12 protein-coding genes are annotated in these 18,367 nt (G+C 46.0%); 5 read left to right on the forward strand and 7 right to left on the reverse strand.

The annotated features are described in order from the left end of the window. Positions 1–17 precede the first annotated feature (17 nt). Entirely contained in the window at positions 18–1,301 is a 1,284-nt protein-coding gene (locus HRQ91_RS00905; RefSeq protein ID WP_210119853.1) for a TolC family protein, read from the reverse strand. Positions 1,302–1,494: 193 nt separating this feature from the next. On the opposite strand from HRQ91_RS00905, the gene HRQ91_RS00910 reads away from it, so the two are divergent. Next, entirely contained in the window at positions 1,495–3,339 is a 1,845-nt protein-coding gene (locus tag HRQ91_RS00910; RefSeq protein WP_210119854.1) for a RelA/SpoT family protein, read from the forward strand. Between the two features lie 43 nt (positions 3,340–3,382). Here HRQ91_RS00910 and HRQ91_RS00915 read toward each other — a convergent pair whose 3' ends face one another. Then, complete coding sequence (locus tag HRQ91_RS00915) at positions 3,383–4,852, reverse strand: peptidase U32 family protein (protein WP_210119855.1); 1,470 nt, start codon at positions 4,850–4,852, stop codon at positions 3,383–3,385. Between the two features lie 32 nt (positions 4,853–4,884). Continuing rightward, on the reverse strand, positions 4,885–5,913 hold the full coding sequence (locus HRQ91_RS00920) for an alpha/beta hydrolase fold domain-containing protein (protein ID WP_210119856.1): 1,029 nt from the start codon (positions 5,911–5,913) through the stop codon (positions 4,885–4,887). 46 nt (positions 5,914–5,959) lie between these two features. Here HRQ91_RS00920 and metA point away from each other — a divergent pair, with 46 nt between their 5' ends. Then, complete coding sequence (gene metA, locus HRQ91_RS00925; RefSeq protein WP_210119857.1) at positions 5,960–6,868, forward strand: homoserine O-acetyltransferase MetA; 909 nt, start codon at positions 5,960–5,962, stop codon at positions 6,866–6,868. Between the two features lie 8 nt (positions 6,869–6,876). Here metA and HRQ91_RS00930 read toward each other — a convergent pair whose 3' ends face one another. From HRQ91_RS00930 to nifJ, 4 genes are all read right to left on the reverse strand, one after another. Beyond that, positions 6,877–7,956, reverse strand: coding sequence for a N5-glutamine methyltransferase family protein (locus tag HRQ91_RS00930; protein WP_210119858.1), 1,080 nt, complete (start codon positions 7,954–7,956; stop codon positions 6,877–6,879). A gap of 27 nt (positions 7,957–7,983) precedes the next feature. Beyond that, complete coding sequence (gene prfA / locus HRQ91_RS00935) at positions 7,984–9,069, reverse strand: peptide chain release factor 1 (RefSeq protein WP_210118697.1); 1,086 nt, start codon at positions 9,067–9,069, stop codon at positions 7,984–7,986. A 102-nt stretch (positions 9,070–9,171) separates the two neighbouring features. Next, the gene (locus tag HRQ91_RS00940) at positions 9,172–11,136 is read right to left on the reverse strand and encodes a tRNA uridine-5-carboxymethylaminomethyl modification enzyme MnmG/GidA (RefSeq protein ID WP_210119859.1); all 1,965 of its coding nucleotides are present in this window, start codon (positions 11,134–11,136) and stop codon (positions 9,172–9,174) included. 335 nt (positions 11,137–11,471) lie between these two features. Then, positions 11,472–15,020 (reverse strand): pyruvate:ferredoxin (flavodoxin) oxidoreductase, encoded by a 3,549-nt coding sequence (nifJ, locus tag HRQ91_RS00945; protein ID WP_210119860.1) that lies wholly within the window; start codon positions 15,018–15,020, stop codon positions 11,472–11,474. A 329-nt stretch (positions 15,021–15,349) separates the two neighbouring features. Between nifJ and HRQ91_RS00950 the strand changes: the two genes are divergently transcribed. The 3 genes from HRQ91_RS00950 (at position 15,350) to HRQ91_RS00960 (ending at position 18,367) form a co-directional block, all read left to right on the forward strand. Further along, the gene (locus tag HRQ91_RS00950; protein ID WP_210119861.1) at positions 15,350–16,564 is read left to right on the forward strand and encodes an ROK family protein; all 1,215 of its coding nucleotides are present in this window, start codon (positions 15,350–15,352) and stop codon (positions 16,562–16,564) included. Between the two features lie 143 nt (positions 16,565–16,707). Beyond that, a complete protein-coding gene (locus tag HRQ91_RS00955) occupies positions 16,708–17,724 on the forward strand; it encodes a tripartite tricarboxylate transporter substrate binding protein (RefSeq protein ID WP_210119862.1) in 1,017 nt (338 codons plus the stop codon). A 124-nt stretch (positions 17,725–17,848) separates the two neighbouring features. Then, complete coding sequence (locus HRQ91_RS00960) at positions 17,849–18,367, forward strand: tripartite tricarboxylate transporter TctB family protein (RefSeq protein ID WP_210119863.1); 519 nt, start codon at positions 17,849–17,851, stop codon at positions 18,365–18,367.

An 18,367-nucleotide genomic window follows, 5' to 3' on the forward strand; every position in this document is an offset into this window, starting at 1 on the left:
CCCTCCGAAACTCTTTATTAGGCAAGCGTTCCGAACGGTGATCCCGATACGCTTTCCAAATTAAGTATGGTTGAAATAAGTGTGTAAAGTTTTGATTTTACGGAAAGTCTTGCTTCGAACAGGGAATCGGAAGCGTCCTGTAAGGTAAGATAATCCTTTGTCCCTCTATTATAGGCGTCAAGGGTCATCTCATAAGTTCTTTCCGCAAGTTCTTCGTTTATCTGTAAAGATTTTATAGACGATTGCGTCTGCTTGATTTGCCGCACGTAGTTGTTTATGGAAACGCTTGCGGAGCGCTTGGCTTCGTCAAGCTTTATTTTTAATGCGGCGATATTGTCCTTTGCGCTTGCTACGGTATCGGCTTTGGACGACCACGGAAGCAGTCCGTCCAAGGGAATCGATACGCTTAAAGAAAGTGAGCCCCCGTCCGTCGTTTTTCCTTTGGACTTATCCGTGAGCGAAGGCTGATAATTCCATCCGGCATTTATCGAAGGACCGAACACCGCTGCACGGGACGCCGTGAGGGCGGCCTCAGCCGCTTCCAACTGCTTTTCAAGCGAACGCACGGAAACGGAAGCGTTTACCCAGTCTTCCACTCTGCCGGAAGCGATATCTTTTTCGACAAGGTTCATAATGTCGTCCAAAGATCCGGACAATGTGAGATCCGTGTCTGCGTCTATGTTTAAAAGCTTTTTAAATGTGTCGACGTTGTTCAAAAAGGTAATATCCGCTTCTTCTACCTGAGGTTTCAGCTTTTCGTATTTTACTCTGGCCGATAAAACGTCGATTTCCGGAATTCTTCCGTTGTTGTATTTTACGCTGTTCTGATCATACTGCCGTTTGGCCGTTTCAAGGCGGCGTTTTTGTAAAGAAATATATTCCTGATCGTATAAAAGCGAATAAAATGAAGTGCGCACGGATAGTTCAATGCTGCGGCACATTTGCTCGTAGGAGATAAGTTCTTTTTCATAATTGAGTTTGGCCGTCTTGATCGACGTAAACAATGACGGAGAAAACAAAAGCGATATTCCCGCCGTTCCTGAAATTCTCCAGTCGTAAGAATTCGTTTCGTTGGGCTTGGAATAAGCGCCGCCCAGCGTGAGAGACGGACTTACACTGTTCCATGAATGCGCTTTTTCGCGCTTTGCGCTTGAAAGGCTGATCTTGCTCTGTTCGATAGAAGTATTTTGCTCTAAAGCCAGTTTTACGGCTTCTTCAACTGATAAATTTTGATTTTGCGCTGTGAGCGGAAGAATACAAAAAGCGATAAAACCTGCCGCTGCGAAGTTTTTTAACCTCATAAAATGTCCTTTGAAATTCCTGTATGTTAAAACAATTCCGCAATAAACAGTTACGAAATCCCTTTCGTATTAAACCGTCACAAATAATATATATTGTAAGGCTTTTAAAGCAAAAAAACTTTGTTATTTTTTGATAATTTATTGTTATTCCTCCTGCATTGTCCGTCCGGAGGATTTTTGTTATGTTTTACGTATGGATAATATAATGAATGAACCGTCCGAGAGCAAGGAAGCTCCCGAAGATCTCATAAATTCGTTTTTTAACCGTTTCCCTTATTATAAAGACGATGATAAAATGCGCATTGAAAAAGCGTGGAATTATCTTGTAGAAAAAACCGCCGGCGTTCGAAGCGGAGGCAGTCCGTATTACGTTCATTCGATTAGAGTTGCAAATATCCTAGCGGAAAATAAAATGGACTGTGACAGCGTTATCGCAGGGTTTTTTCATACGCTGCCGGTATTGTCAGAAGGTTCTGAAATTACGATCGCCGATGTGGAGCGCAATTTCGGCAAAAACGTCGCTTCAATCGTCGCCGGCACTACCAGGATCACAAATATCAACATAAACAATAAGACTTTGCAGCAGGCCGATTCTACCAGAAAGATGCTTTTTGCCATGGCCGACGACGTGCGCATAATCCTCGTAAAGCTTGCAGACCGCCTTGACCGCATGAGGGATTTGGCGAGCGTCGCGCCTGAAGAACAAAGAGCTGTGGCGCAGGAAGTTCTGGATATATGGGCGCCTCTCGCCGACAGGTTCGGTATGTCTACCGTAAAAAACGAAATGGAAGACCTCGGATTAAAATACATTAATCCCGATGTTTTCAGGCAGATTAAGGCTATAGTTTCTCAGAAAAAAGACGAAAGGGCGCAGTACCTTGAAAGAGCGGTTCAGGCGATCCAAAAGTCCGCAATAAAGCTCGGTATCGACGTCACCATAACGAGTCGTGCAAAGCATTTCTATTCGATCTATCAAAAGATGCGTAAACGCAATAAGGAGGCAGGAGAGCTTTTCGATCTGCTTGCGCTCAGGATAATATGCCGTACCGAACCGGAATGTTATACCCTCGTAGGGATAGTTCACGGGCTGTGGAAGCCTTTGGACGGACGCTTTAAAGACTACATCGCCATGCCCAAGTCCAACGGTTATCAGTCTTTGCACACTACTGTAATGTGCGAAGGAAAACCGCTTGAAATACAGATCCGCACGGAAAAGATGCATTCGATTGCCGAACACGGAGTTGCCAGTCATTGGCTTTACAAAAAAGGAATGAGCCGCGATTCTGTGGCTGCGGACAATCTTACGATCGTAAATCAGTTAAGGGAATTAAAAAACATCCATCTTACCGACGAAGCTTTTTTTGCCGCAATTAAAAACGAACTTTTGGGAGATTCTATCTTTGTGTTTACCCCCAAGGGAGAAGTAGTGCAGCTTCCGGCGGAGTCCACTGCGATAGATTTTGCTTATCACGTTCATTCCGCTATAGGCGAAAAGATAGTGGGCGCAAAAGCCGACGGAAAGATAATCCCGCTTTCAACGCCGCTTAAAAACACTCAAATCATCGAAATTCTGACGAACCCGCAGGCGCATCCTACGGAAAATCAGCTGTCTTATGTAAAGACTTCTAAGGCAAGAAGCAAAATACGCGCTTGGCTTACGCAGCACGCCGTAAATTTTACGGATCCTTTGCTGCATGGAAAACCTTCGGCGGAAATTGCGCCTTTACAGCCTGTAAAAAAACAGAGAACTCGGCACAAGGCGGCAGGAGAAGCGAGCACAGCAAAGCGCAGCACCGGCAAGGTCAGAATAGGAAAGACGACAAATTTTCTTGTAAACATTGCAAAGTGCTGCAATCCCGAGTATCCTGAACCCATAGTAGGTTATGTTTCAAACGGGCGCGGAATAATAATACACAGGGCGAATTGTCTTACCTTCCAGCGCATAAGGAACGTGGAAAAACGGACGATCGACGTTTTATGGGACGAAGAGGACGCCGCAAAGACGGACGACACAAAAAACAAGGCGGAACCTAAGTAGCCGTGCCGCCGGACGGATTTTGAATTTTGCTTTACTCAAACTTTTAAGTTACGCGGATTTTTCCTGAGACGTAGCCTGAATCTTTTATGCGTATGAGGGCTCCGGTCGGAATGTCGTCCGGAGCGTATAAAACACATTTATGCCCGTTGCAGACCCATGTCCGTTCAAGACCCGTTTCAGGATCCGCAATTTTCCACGAACCCGATTTCAGTATAAGGCTTACGGTTTCAGGCGTTATAACTTCAAGGTCCATACTCGGATCGAATTTGTTCAGCGCCTCCAGCCTGTAAAATTTCCATCCGCTCTTTTTTTTCATGCTTTTTTGCCCGGAGGTTATGTCTTTTTCGCCGCAAGACGTCTTTTTTGTTTTTACTTCTTTAGCAGCTGTCCCGGATATTTTAAAAAATTCTCTTTCAAAATCGTCCGTAAGTTTTTCTTCGACTATTGCGCCCAATTCGTAGGGACTGTCGCTTGCGCCGTACGCGGTTTTGTCCGCTTCGGTGCGGTCGTAAAAAAAACCGGTCGTAGATTCTCTATGGCTGACATTTTCAAGTTCCGCAATAAAAGGCGCCGCCTGAACCTTTGAAATTTTTCCTTCAAGAGCGTCCAGAGCTTTGCGGTAAGCGCGTGTGACAAGTGCGACGTAGTAAATGCTTTTCATACGGCCTTCGATTTTTATGGAATCCAAGCCGGACTTTTTCATGTCGTCCAAATGTTCAATCATGCAAAGATCCTTGCTTGACAATACCGCCGTAAAGTTTTCGCCTTCAAAAACAGGAAAATATTCGTCCGGACGTTCGTGTTCGCGCAATAAGAGCGTTCCTGATTCGGCGATAAGTTTGGCTTGCTCTGCGGAAAGATTTTTTTTGCCGGAAGCCTGTTTATCTTGATCGGCTTTTTTTGTCGTCATTACGTCGAAATTCCAGCGGCACGTGTGCGAGCAAAAACCCGCCTGCGCAGACCTTCCGGTAAGATAAGCGCTCATAAGACAGCGCCCCGAATAGGCGATGCACATTGCTCCATGGCAAAACGCTTCAAGTTCCATGTCCGGAACAAAATCTTTTATCTTTCGGATATCGTCGAGAGACGCTTCCCGCCCTAAGACAATACGGCTGAATCCCATGTTTTTATACATTTTGACCGCGCTGCCGTTTACACAGCTTGCCTGTGTGCTCAAGTGAAGTTTTGCCTCAGGAAAATGCTTTTGCAGAACGGGAAGAATTCCAATGTCTTGTATTATAAAAGCGTCTATGGGATACAGGTGAAAATAATCCATATCCCTCATAAACTGTTCTATATCGCTGTCATGAAAACTTATGTTCAAGGCGCAGTGAAGTTTTTTATCGGGAAATTGTTTTTTTAATTCGATAACGCGCTTGTATTCGTCTTCATAAAAATTATCCGCTTTTACGCGAAGAGAAAATTTTTTTAAGCCTATATAGGCCGCGTCCGCCCCGTAAGCATATGCGTAATAAAGTTTTTTAACGTTCCCCGCGGGCGACAAGAGTTCCATATATTACCTTAGACCTCGATATTCTTTTGCGTCTACCGCGGCAAATCTCCGCCGGCTTTTGAAGCGCCGCCGGCGCGGCTTTTTGCGGCGGATTTCGAATAATCGGCAAAAAAATCTTCAGGGCACGATTTGCGCGCGGTTATGAGTTTTCCGATCTTTTCGAGCGCGAGATGAGGAGAGGACAAGTACTCGTCCGCCATCTGAAACATAAACATCATATCTTTCCACACGTCCAGCGTACAGTTTATACCGTTTTCTTCAAGTTTATTTTTAAATTTTATCGCATCCGGCAAGAGAATTTCTTTTTCGCCCATCTGAATAAAAACGTCGGGAAAGCCTTTTAGCATTTCTTCTTCGGCATACACGGGTGAAACGAGCGGATTTTGCAAATTTGATTCATAGGTGTAAAATTCTCCGCTTTTTCTTAAACAATCGGCAGAAATAACTTCATCGCAAGATCTTTTTTCCTGAAAGACTTGGGACGAAGGAGAAAGATCAAGCCACGGAGAAAACAGTATCGTCTGTTTTACGGATTTTTTATAACGTTCCTTTAAAGTGAACAGAACGGCCAGCGCGAGGGTCGCTCCGGAACCGTCGGCGGCAACTATTATTTCAGGTTCCGCTCTTTCACCGGGAACTGCATCCAACGAGAGCGATATCTGTTCTTCGGTGTACAGACTTCTAAAACATAATTGAATATCTTCCATAGCCGCAGGGAAGGCGTGAGCCGGAGCTAGGCGGAATTCCGGCACGACGACGCGGCTCGAAGCCGTATTTGCTATACTCGCACAGAAATTTCTCCAGGAAGCGCATGAACCTCCGGCAAAACACCCTCCGTGTATGTAAAGAACTATGCGCCTTGAAGAATAAATTTCAGGTATGAGAACGTCGCATTTTATATTCCCGTAAACATGTTCGGAAAGAGTAACTCGGTTCGGAAGGATCGGGTTTTGAAACGCAGCTTCAAGTTTTTTTCTGAATACGGAAATTTCGGTCTTGGAATTAAGCACAAGATTTCTTAATTTTTTGACGGCAGCTTTTCTGTTATCTGAAAAAAACATAATTCAAGTATAGCAAAAATGATCTCCGGATGCTATACTCCGTCTTATGCCTATAAAAATACAGTCGGGACTGCCTGCATGTGAGATTCTCGGACGCGAAAACATATTCGTGATGACCGAGCAACGTGCGACGACTCAGGACATACGTCCTCTTAAGATAGCGATTCTCAATTTGATGCCTACGAAAATTTCTACGGAAACTCAGATTTTAAGGCTTCTCGGCAACACTCCGCTTCAAGTGGAAATTTCACTTGTCCGCATGGAAAATCATGTTTCAAAAAACACGGGCGAAGAACATCTTGAAAAATTTTATATAGGCTCTAAAGAACTCTTTAACAAATCTTTTGACGGAATGATCATCACGGGAGCGCCGGTTGAACAACTGCCTTTCGAGCAGGTCGATTACTGGGAAGATCTGTGTAAGATCATGGATTATGCAAGGCAAAAAGTCTTTTGTACGCTGTATATATGCTGGGGGGCTCAGGCGGCTCTTTACCATTTGTACGGAATTCAAAAACATCTTTTAAAAAGCAAATTATTCGGTGTATTTAAAAACACGCGCATGACGTGGTCGGATCCGCTTTTGCGCGGATTTGACGATGTTTTCCTTATACCGCAGTCACGACATACCTGCGTTAAAACTGAAGATATTTGTGCCGTACCCGATCTGACGGTGCTCGCTGAATCCGAAGAATCCGGAGTTTCAATCATAAAGTCAAACGATAACAGAATAGTTTTTATAACCGGACATCTGGAATACGACGCACACACTCTAGCCGATGAGTACCTGAGGGATAAAAACAAAGGCCTTCAGATAGACTTGCCTAAAAACTATTTTCCTGAAGACAACGCGTCAAATCCGCCCCGTTCCACATGGCGGAGCACGGCGCACTTGTTTTACAGTAACTGGCTTAACTACTATGTCTATCAGGAAACACCGTTTACTTTTGCGTAGCGGCCGTCCTAAAAAGGTTTTCTTCCCTCCGCGAGCCGAAGCTGCCCCGACAAGTCTTTGTGAATTTTAACGTCCGCAAAACCTTCGCTTTTCATAAGCTTTGCAGTTTTTTCTACGTTGTATTCTCCCGCTTCGAGCAAAAAAAGCCCTCCGGCCGACAGCCTCTCATACGCCTGAGGAATAAGCCTGCGTATAATTGCAAGTCCGTCGTGAAAATCTTTTTTGCATGAATTTTCATCGCAGAAATCTTTACTCTGTATAGCCGTGACGTCTCCGTCCAAGGCGACGCGGGGTTCTTTTCTGCCGTCTTTTAAAAGTTCCGTTACCGTTTCGGACGGTACGTACGGCGGATTTGACAAAATCAATTCGAATCGAATTTCCTTGGGGAAGGCGTCAAGCAGATCGCCTTGAAAAAAATCCATAGCCTTTTTTGCCGCCGGATTGTCCGAAAGAATGCGGCAAGCGTTTTTTTTTGCCACGGCCAGCGCTTTTTTGCTTATGTCGGAGGCATAAACGGCAAGGTTGATAAGGGCTGCATTTACACCGCTTGCGGCGGCTTCGTGCAGAAAAGAAACGGCGATGCAGCCGCTTCCGGTACATACGTCCGCTACACGGTAAGCGGCATTTCGGGAATTTTTACGGTCTTCGGGTTTTGCCGCAAGGCCTGCCGTAAAATCCGCTGTAAAATTTGCCGTAAAATTTTCTCTTGAGGCAAATTTTTGGGCAGCTTCCTTTAGCGCATGTTCTACCAAAAGTTCCGTGTCGGGTTTGGGAATTAAAACGTCAGGTGTTACAAGAAAATCAAGTCCGTAAAATTCTTTGACGCCCGTAATATATGCTACGGGAAGTCCTTCTCTTCGCTTTTTTAAGGCATTTTTAAAAACGGACGTTTGTTTTTTTGAAAGCTCAGTGTCGCCGTGCGATAAGATAAACGTTCGCGATTTTTTTAGCGTATGCTCTAAGATACAGTTTACGTCTAAAACCGGCGTGTCAAAAATCGGTGTCGTTTCCGGCATAAAAATTTTTCGGTCGATTTTTTTTTCTTTAAGATATTTTACGCCGTATCCGACGGCTTCCGAAACTGTCACAAATCATCCTGTTCGCAGCACGGGATGTCAGTCATTGTTCATCTCCGTAATGTCCGCTTTAAGCTGCTCTTCTTTTGCATAAACATTAAGAGCGTCGAGCATTTCATCCATGTAGCCGAGCATAAACTGGTCCAGTTTATAAAGCGTAAGGTTTATGCGGTGATCGGAAACACGGTTTTGCGGAAAGTTATACGTGCGGATCCTTTCCGACCTGTCTCCGGCGCCTACCATAGACTTGCGTGCGGCCGAACGTTCGGCATTTTTTTTAGACTCTTCCATATCGAACAGGCGGGCGCGTAATACGCGGAACGCCTTGGCTTTGTTTTTTATCTGGCTTTTTTCATCTTGCTGTATGACTACAAGACCTGTGGGAATGTGTGTGAGCCGCACGGCGGAATCCGTCGTGTTTACGCATTGTCCGCCGGGTCCCCCCGCCCTCATTACGTCGATCCTTACGTCTTCGGGTTTGATTTCAATTTCGGTTTCTTCCGCTTCGGGGAGTATCGCCACCGTTACCGTGCTTGTGTGGATTCGCCCTTGCGCTTCCGTCGTCGGAACTCGCTGCACTCTGTGGACGCCGCCTTCCCAGCGGAGAGTTCCGTATACGAATTTTCCGCTTATGGAAAAAGTGATTTCCTTGTATCCGCCTACTTCCGTAGGACTGGAATTTATGACTTCGTATTTCCAGCCTTTGCGCTCCGCAAGCCGCGTATACATCTGAAACAGATCCATTACAAAAAGCGACGCTTCGTCGCCGCCTACTCCGTTGCGTATTTCAACTATAATATTCTTTTCATCAAGAGGATCCGGCGGAATAAGCTTTAATTTTATCTCTTCTTCAAGTTTAGGAAGTCTTTCTTCCAATTCCCGCAGCTCTTCTCTCGCCATTTCCCTCATGTCGTGATCGTCTTCCGACGTTATCATTTCATGTGCGTCGGAAATACCCTTCAAAACCTTTTTATACTCGTCGTAAAGAGCTGCAATCGTACTGAGATGTCCGTGCTCCCTCATAACGGCTTTGTATTTTTGAGGATCTTTTACCAAATCGGGATCGGCGACGGTTTTATCGAGCTCCTTTAACCGGACGGAGCAATCTTCGAGCTTTTTTAACAAATCCATAGAAATTGATTTTACATATTTTACGTTTTTTTTACAATTGGATCGCCGTGCGTTTGTTCGGAGGCGAAAACCGCACACTGAAACTGCAAAAGTTATCTACCTGAGATAAACCATCAAAAGCATAATGTCGCTGTTTCGTATTCCGCTTATGCGGCCTGCCTGTCCGAGCGTTAAAGGGCGGATCTTTTCAAGTTTTTGCCGCGATTCGCTTGAAAGCGAAGGGATAGATCCGTAATCGAAATTAACGGGAATCTTGGTGTTTTCCATGCGGCGCAGTTTTTCGACTCGCTTGTCCTGTTTTTCTATATAGTATTTGTATTTGAAGTCTATCTGCGCCGTTTCCCATACTTTTTGAGGATATCCCGGATTTTGCATTTTAGGATTTTTTAATAGCTCCGCTATTATCCTGTCTTCAAGAGCGTATTTTTCGTTTACGGCGTCAAGCTGCGACCGAGTCTTTAATCCCGCGTAAAAACCGTATCGGCAAAGCCTTTGGTCGGCCGTATCAAAGCGGAGTTTCAATCGGTATTCCGCACGAGCGGTAAACATACGGTAGGGTTCCTTTGTTCCCAAAGTTACAAGGTCGTCGATCAAAACGCCTATATATGCTTCCGAACGATGAAGTATGACGGGCTTCCATTCAGGAATTACGCGGAAATTTGTAAAGCCGGCCTTTTTTTGGAATTGTTCAATGCGTTCATTAAGCGGTTTTCCATCCGTATCCTCATTTAAGGCGCACAAGGGGCCGCAAAATTCTTTATGCGCCTTGGAGTACAGGGCAGCGTTTATTCCCGCTATAAGGCCTTGACCTGCGGCTTCTTCATAGCCTGACGTTCCATTTATCTGTCCCGCGTTAAAAAGCCCGGCCACGCGTTTTGTTTCAAGGGAAGGATAAAGCTGCGTCGGCTCTACATAGTCGTATTCTACGGCATAGCCGGGCCTTGCCACAACGGCGTTTTCAAAGCCTTCCATAGTTCTTAAAAAGGCGTCCTGCACCGATTCCGGCAAAGAGGAAGAAAGACCGTTTAAATATATTTCGTCGGTTTCAAGCCCTTCCGGTTCAACGAAGATTTGATGCCGCTCCCTTTCCGAAAACCGCATAACCTTGTCTTCAATCGAAGGGCAATACCTTGGCCCGATTCCTGAAATTTTTCCGCTGTATAAAGGGGAGCGTCCTATGTTTTCTCTTATGATGTCGTGAGTCTTCGTATTTGTGTAGGCTATGTGGCAGGAAACCATGGGCCTTTCAATTTTTTCATTATCAAAGGAAAAGGGAATAATGTCTTCATCCGAAAGCTGCGCCGCAAGTTTTGTAAAGTCTACCGTGTGACGCAGAATTCTCGGCGGCGTTCCCGTCTTTAATCTGCCTATTGTAAAGCCCAGCCTGCTAAGCGAGTGTGTAAGCCCGAAAGCTCCTTCTTCACCTAGCCGCCCGCAGGGAGCGTCGTAATCGCCTATGAAAATTTTACCGCCTAAAAACGTACCTGTCGTAAGGACTACGGCTCGTACGGGAATTATCCTTCCGCGTTCGGTTACGATTCCCGTAACTTTTTGCCTCATTCCGCTTTTTGCAGCTTCGCCTGTTTTTATGCCGCGTAATTCGCCGGGAATGGAGCCTTTTTCCGCAATGCTGTCGGACTGGGGCGGAAGTTTTGCAGAAGAGATTGCAGTCAAAATATCCGTTACCGAATCCATCAAGGTTGAAAGATTTTCCGTAGTTTCTACCGTCTTTCGTGCGATTTGCGAATAAAGAATTTTATCGGCTTGTGCGCGCGGCGCTTGCACTGCAGGTCCTCTTCGGCGGTTTAAAAGCCTGAATTGGATCATAGACTTGTCGATGATCTTTCCCATTTCGCCGCCCAGCGCGTCGATTTCGCGTACGATGTTTCCCTTCGCAATTCCGCCTATGGACGGATTACAGGAAAGCTTTCCTATGGAGTCTATGTTTTGCGTTATAAGTACGGTTTTCAGCCCCATCCTTGCGGAAGCAAGAGACGCTTCGATTCCCGCATGTCCGCCGCCTACAACGGCGACATCAAAAAAATCATAAAATCCGGCCATGGTAGAGCGATTATAGTGTAATCGGGTATTTTAGAAAAGTGCTGATTAAAGCGAGGAGCGCATTTAATCAGCGCTTCCTCTTGTTTCTCATAAGTCTTTAATTTTGGCAAACCGCCTGTAAAATTGTAAAAATTTACAAGCGGTTAAAAGCTGAAACGTCGCCGATAAAAAAGCCCTTTCGTAAGGCGGATCGCCTTACGAAAGGGCTCCTGGTTGTATGCGCGCTCTAATGCGCGCCGCAAGTTCCCTTTTGAAAACTCGCGTACTTACATATGCGCTACTCTCATGCGGCGTTTTAGAAAACCGTGTCCTGCAACGCCGCACTTCAAGCTCGCTTATTTGTACAATTCAACCAGTCTCTGCAAGTGCTCGAAGCGGGCTTTTGCCGTGTCTTCGTTTCTCTTGAACAGAACGCTCGCTCTTTCCGGGAATTTTCTGGTAAGAGCGGAGTAACGCGTTTCGTTTGCAAGGAACGACTGATAAGAGCCGTCTCCGAGTTTTGAAGAAAGCGTAAACGGATTTTTGCCTTCCGCTTTCAGAGCCGGGTTAAAGCTGAACAGGTTCCAGTAGCCTGATTTTACTGCAGACTTCATTACGTCCTGACAGTGATTCATTCCTCCCTTAATTCCGTGAAGTTCGCACGGAGAGTAGGCTATGATCAACGACGGACCTTTATACGCTTCCGCTTCTACAATTGCTTTTAAGCTTTGCGACGGATTTGCGCTTAGGGCTATCTGAGCAACATAAACATATCCGTAGCTCATTGCGATTTCCGCAAGAGATTTTTTACCGATATCCTTACCTGCCGCGGCGAACTGACAGATTTCACCGATATTCGAAGCCTTTGACGCTTGACCGCCCGTATTCGAATACATTTCGGTATCGAAAACTATGACGTTTATGTCTTCTCCGGAAGCAAGAACATGATCAAGGCCACCGAATCCTATGTCATAGGCCCATCCGTCGCCGCCCATTACCCATACGGATTTTTTTGAAAGATATTCTTTCTTTTCAAGAATTTCCTTGGAAAGATCGCAGCCGGATGCAGCGGCTTTTTCAAGCTCCGCGATAAGGGCTTTGCACGGTTCCGCATTTGATCTGGTATTATCCTTTGTCGCCATAAATTGAGACAAGGCCTCTTTGAAGGATGCGCTCGCCTTATTGCTTTTTCCCATTTCTTCAAGCTGAGCGATTAAGCCGTTGCGTATGTATTTTTGTCCAACCGCCATACCGAAGCCGTGTTCGGCGTTGTCTTCGAACAAAGAGTTCGCCCATGCCGGGCCTTTTTTCGAATCCTTGTTGACGGTATACGGACAGGTAGCGGCCGGTCCACCCCAAATGGAAGAACATCCTGTGGCGTTGGAAATATACATGTGTTCGCCGAACAGCTGTGTGATAAGCCTTGCGTAAGAAGTTTCCGCACATCCTGCGCATGAACCTGAAAATTCCAAAAGCGGCTGATTGAACTGCGAACCTTTCGGCGTAAGGTCGTCCATACCCGCATCCGTCTTTTTGCTTACGTGAGAGACCAAATAGTCGAATACAGGCTGTTCCTGAACGCGCGTTTCCTGCGGAACCATCGCGATAGCCTTTGTAGGACATACGGTTACGCATTCGCCGCAACCCGTACAGTCAAGAGGCGATACCGAAAGGGTATATTTGTACTGACTCGGTTTCGGTTTGGTGTCCGCCGTAACAAGATTTGAAGGAGCGCCTTTTACTTCCGCATCGGACAGCAAGTAAGGACGTATCGTCGCGTGCGAACACACGAACGCACAGTTGTTGCACTGAATACACTTCGACGCGGTCCATTCGGGAACCATAACGGCTATACCGCGTTTTTCATAGGCGGCAATACCGGTTCCGAACTGGCCGTCGGCAATATCTTTGAATGCGGAAACGGGTAAGCTGTCGCCGTCCATGAGCGCGATGGGCTGCATAAGATTTTTGACCATTGCGACTGTGCTCTTTTCGCCGAACAAAGCGGGTTTCGGTGCGTCTGCCGGAGGATTCTTCCAAGAAGAAGGTATCTTTACTTCATGCAGCGCGTTTACTCCCGCGTCGATCGCCTTGCAGTTCATGTCGACGATGTCCTGTCCCTTGCTTGAGAACTTTGCCACAACTTTTTCTTTCATGTACTTAACGGCATCGTCCGCGGGAAGAACCTTCGCCAATTTAAAGAACGCCGACTGAAGCACGGTGCTTGTGCGTTTGTTAAGACCGATTTTACCTGCAATGTCGACCGCGTCAACCGTGTACACTTTGATATCGTTGTTTGCAATATACTTTTTCGCTTCCGCGTTGAGGTGCTTGTCAAGTTCTTCATCGGACCACTGGCAGTTGATAAGGAAGATACCGCCTTTTTTAACGTCTTGAACCATCTTATACCCTTTGACGATATAGGACTGGTTGTGACAGGCTACAAGATCTGCCTGGTTGATATAGTACGGGCTTTTGATCGGTTTGTCGCCGAAGCGCAGGTGAGAGATCGTTACGCCGCCGGTTTTTTTGGAGTCATATTGAAAATAGGCCTGAATATACTTGTTTGTGTGGTCGCCTATGATCTTTGTAGAATCCTTATTTGCGCCTACGGTGCCGTCGCCGCCGATACCCCAGAATTTACATTCGACCGTGCCTTCAGCCGAAGTGATGGGGGCGGGTTTTATTTCAGGCAGGCTTAAATTGGTAACGTCGTCAACTATACCGACAGTATAACGTGTTTTCGGAGAAGCTTCGTTAAGTTCCTTATATACGGCGAATATGCTTGACGGAGGAGTGTCCTTTGAGCCTAATCCGTAGCGTCCGCCGGTAAGAATGACGTCGTGCTTTCCCGCTTCGCGCAAGGTAGTCGCTACGTCCAGATACAAGGGTTCGCCTAAAGATCCCGGCTCTTTTGTCCTGTCAAGGACAGTGAGTTTTTTACAGGTGGCCGGCAAAACTTTAAGGAACGCTTCCGCAACCCACGGGCGGTACAGGCGAACCTTTATCAAACCGACTTTTTCGCCTTTTTTCATGAGATAGTCTACGACTTCTTCCGTTACGTCGCAAACGGATCCCATAGCTACGATTACGCGATCCGCATCTTTCGCTCCGTAATAGTTAAAAAGATCGTATTGGGTGCCGAGTTTTACATTTATCTTTGCCATGTATTTGCGTACGATTTCGGGTAAAGCGTCGTACACAAGGTTGCATGCTTCGCGGTGCTGGAAGAAAATATCGCCGTTTTCATGCGAACCGCGCATCGACGGATTTTCAGGATTGAGCGCGTGCTTACGGAATTCCTTTACCGCTTCCATATTGCACATCTCTTTCAGATCCGCATAATCCCATGCGTCAAGTTTTTGAATTTCATGCGACGTTCTGAATCCGTCGAAAAAGTTAAGGAACGGAACCTTCCCTTCAATCGCGGCAAGGTGAGCTACCGGAGCCAAGTCCATGACTTCCTGCGGGCTGCTTTCCGCCAGCATCGCAAATCCCGTTTGACGGCAGGCATATACGTCGGAATGATCGCCGAAGATACTCAATGCCTGAGTTGCGACGGTACGCGCCGAAACGTGAAAAACAGCCGGCAGCTGTTCCGCTGCAATTTTGTACATATTCGGGATCATCAGAAGAAGCCCCTGAGACGCGGTGAACGTTGTGGTCATTGCGCCTGCGGCAAGGGAACCGTGCACGGTGCCGGCGGCGCCCGCTTCAGACTGCATTTCAATGACCTTAGTCTCCGTTCCGAATATATTTTTCAAATTATTTGCCGACCATTGATCGACAAAATCCGCCATTGGCGATGACGGAGTTATGGGATAAATACCTGCAACTTCCGTAAATGCATACGCAACATGTGCAGCCGCCTGGTTACCGTCCATTGACTGCTTTTTTCTGGACATAAGCCCTCCTAAAAGAATATTGGGATAAGTTATGGGATAGTGGTAAAACCACCAACAATAGCTGCTTATAGATTATACCGTTCCTGTAGATTTAGCAATATTGATGACGTGAAAAATATCGGTCTGAAAACCATATTTTGCTTTATACGGAATGTTAAATCGGAAAACCGCTTATTTACGGCAACAGGGCCGCGTCTTCAGGGCTGAAACCGACACGGAGGAACTTATTGCGCAAAAAAATCCAGCATTGCCTGAAGCGATTGCAGCTTTTAACGATCCGTAGAATTATTTTTTTGACTGAAATATGGTAGAATAGTTTTAATATACATATGAATTACCTGGTTTCGGAATACTATCTCAACCGCGGATTTAAAACACGCGACATTGAAAAGGCGAGGCTTTATGAGCTTATATGTGCCGAAGATGGAACGTCGCGCAAGCGGATGAATCAAAAACTCAGGTTAAGGCCCAATAATGTTTCGGATTCGGTGCAGCAGCTTACGGAAGACGAACTTGTGTACGAGGACGCGGAAGTGAGAATTCAAGGAAAGGGCAGACCGGAGGTCATACTTCATCCGCGCTTTGACAGGCTTGTGGCGATTTCCGTCGGAGTTTCTTCAAACACCCTAACTGCAGATCTCATCGACATGGAAGGGAAAAGCGTTTGGCAAAAGAGTTTACCCGTTCCCGACGATGCGGATAACACGGTATTCCTTGAGTCTCTCGTTCGCCTGATCATAGAGCTGGAATACTGTATCACCAAAAGGCAAATTCTTGTAGGAATCGGAATTGCCGTTCCCGGAATAGTCAGCGCGAACGGAACGAGGTGGGTGTTCAATTCAAGGTGGCCTGAGGTTTCAAACCTTGATTTTTCAAAACTTTCGGTACGCTTCAAAGTGCCCGTAAGGCTTTATCGGTTTTTGGACTCTCAGCTGAACGCCTTAATTTTTAGAAATGTCAGCATTAACGATTCTTCCATAATCCTTGTTCACTGGGGATACGGGATAGGCGCCGCTTATTGCATAAACGGAAAGATCCCCTCTCTCGTGGCAGGAAGTAGTTCTGAAATAGGCCACATGAAGATCGTGCCGCCCAAAGATGCAACGCTTTGCAGGTGCGGAGAAAGAGGCTGTCTTGAGACTGTCAGTTCAGGCTGGGCTTTACAGAAGCATTTGGAATCCGTTTTAGGCACATTTCCATCCGATGAAAAAGAGCTTGGCCGACTCATGGCAAGCTGCGATTTTTCCGGCGATCCTGTGATTAAAAGAGCCGTTGAAAGCGTAGCTTGCGTCATCGATAACACGCACAGGGTTTTCCCTGCAGACAGAATTATCGTGTATGGACCGTTCATAGGCAATCAACTTATAAGAAGGGCGCTGGTTGAAACGATTCGGGAAAAGCTTCCGTGGTATTCAAAGGCTTCCGTTGAGATAGAGATAATGACCCGAGATTTTGAAGATATAACCGCTCTCGGCTGCTGCGCAGATTTCTTCAAGACCAGGCTTATTGAAATGCTTGCTTTCCGCGGAACAGACAATAATTAATATCACTTTATGATAATAGTTGTGATATTAAATGCTTTGATTGCCGGATTATTGCCGGTTATTGCGATGATTATTATCGTTGACGGCTATATTTGCGCGTGTTATGATATTAACACCAATCGTTTATAAATAAGGAGGAAAGTATGAAGAAGATCTGTATCGTTTCTTTGGTTCTCTGTTTGACCTGTACGGCTGTGTTCGCTAAGGCTGCAGGAGAAAAGCCTTTTCCTTCGAAAGACATTACGTTGATTGTTCCGTGGGGAGCCGGCGGATCATCGGATTTAGTCGGCAGGCGGGTTACCGATGAGATGTCTAAAATTTTCGGAGTAAAAATAAGCGTAGTCAACACTCCCGGCGCAACGGGAACGGTCGGCATGAACGACTGTCTGTTAAAACCTCACGACGGCTATACTTTAATTGCAAATGCGACGCCGCATACTCATTATGTGAACGGTCTTGCAGACTGGTCGCCGAAGGATTGGGATTATTTGGCCGCCTACTATGTGCCCTGTGTAATTGCCGTCTCAAAGAACAGCAAGTACAAAACGTTTAACGACCTGTACAAGGCTCTTAAAGACAATCCTGCAAACACAATCAAAAACAGCGTCGCCGGCATAGGTTCTTCGGGATACAACGCCGTTATGGTTCTTTCCGCAACGGACGCCGTTATGGGCAAGGGGCTTAACACCCCTTATGCGGGCGGAGCCGATGCGATTAAAGCGCTTCTCGCAGGCGAGGTAGACTTTACGTCTCAGCTTTCAAATGAAATGATCGATCTTCTCAGGTCGGGAGACCTTGTCGCTCTATGTTCTCTAACGGAAGAAAATCTTGTCCTTGAAGGCGTTTCCAAACCGATTCCGTCAATAAAGACGTTTATTCCGGAACTTGCAAAATCCCTGCCGATCGGAGACGCATTCGGCCTTATGTTCCCGTCGGACGTTCCGGACGCCTCGAAAAAAGCTCTTGAAGCTGCGTTCGTGAAGGCCTGTAAGACGGATAGCGTAAAAGCTTTCGCCGGTCAAAAAGGTATGATCCTTCTAGGTTCGACGATTGCGGAATCCAACGAACTCAAAGACAAAGCGGCCGCGGCCATAGGCTTTACTCTATATGACCTTGGAATAGCAAAACGATCTCCTCAGGATCTGGGATATAAGAGATAGAGACTTGACCCGGGTCGGTACGGTTTTCCGTATTGACCCGACCTTTAGTGCTTTATAAAAAAAGTGTCGTTGAAAGATTCTCCGTAATTTCTACCGTCTTTCGTGTGATTTAAGGAAGCTAATCATGGATGATCAAAAACCGACGGATCAAAAGAGCAGGTTCGGTATAGACCTCGTCGCAGGAGTCATAGTTCTTGCGGTGTCCGTTTACGTGATGTGTAAGAGCATAACATTCTGGAAAGAGGACTTTGTAGACGTATTTTATTATTCTTCGGGACTCATGCCGATGATAATAGGCATATGCCTTTTTATATTTTCGGTTATATACATACGAAGAACTTTAAAGGAACATCCGTTTAAAGAATGCCTTTTCGATATAAAGACTTTTTGCGCTGAATTCGTAAAGAGTAAGAATGTGCACAAGGCATTGATCGGTATTGCGATATTCTGGGTTTATATCTTTATCATGCTTGGAAGACTTCCCTTCTGGATCGCCACCTTCATTGCCCTCTCTACTTTGCTGATATTCATTAACTGGGAAAAATCGTTCGGAAAGATTGCGAAGCTGCTGCTTATATCCGCCTGTGCGACTTTTGCCATCATTCTGGTGTTCCAAATAATCTTTAATGTTCCCATGCCGTAA

It is taken from the genome of Treponema parvum, assembly GCF_017893965.1.
Classification (GTDB): Bacteria; Spirochaetota; Spirochaetia; order Treponematales; family Treponemataceae; genus Treponema_D; species Treponema_D parvum.

Bases quoted from the DNA above. Each gene is read 5' to 3' on its own strand.
- HRQ91_RS00905 (WP_210119853.1), bottom strand. From the start codon at position 1,301: ATGAGGTTAAAAAACTTCGCAGCGGCAGGTTTTATCGCTTTTTGTATT.
- HRQ91_RS00910 (WP_210119854.1), top strand. From the start codon at position 1,495: ATGGATAATATAATGAATGAACCGTCCGAGAGCAAGGAAGCTCCCGAA.
- HRQ91_RS00915 (WP_210119855.1), bottom strand. From the start codon at position 4,852: ATGGAACTCTTGTCGCCCGCGGGGAACGTTAAAAAACTTTATTACGCA.
- HRQ91_RS00920 (WP_210119856.1), bottom strand. From the start codon at position 5,913: ATGTTTTTTTCAGATAACAGAAAAGCTGCCGTCAAAAAATTAAGAAAT.
- metA (WP_210119857.1), top strand. From the start codon at position 5,960: ATGCCTATAAAAATACAGTCGGGACTGCCTGCATGTGAGATTCTCGGA.
- HRQ91_RS00940 (WP_210119859.1), bottom strand. From the start codon at position 11,136: ATGGCCGGATTTTATGATTTTTTTGATGTCGCCGTTGTAGGCGGCGGA.
- nifJ (WP_210119860.1), bottom strand. From the start codon at position 15,020: ATGTCCAGAAAAAAGCAGTCAATGGACGGTAACCAGGCGGCTGCACAT.
- HRQ91_RS00950 (WP_210119861.1), top strand. From the start codon at position 15,350: ATGAATTACCTGGTTTCGGAATACTATCTCAACCGCGGATTTAAAACA.
- HRQ91_RS00955 (WP_210119862.1), top strand. From the start codon at position 16,708: ATGAAGAAGATCTGTATCGTTTCTTTGGTTCTCTGTTTGACCTGTACG.
- HRQ91_RS00960 (WP_210119863.1), top strand. From the start codon at position 17,849: ATGGATGATCAAAAACCGACGGATCAAAAGAGCAGGTTCGGTATAGAC.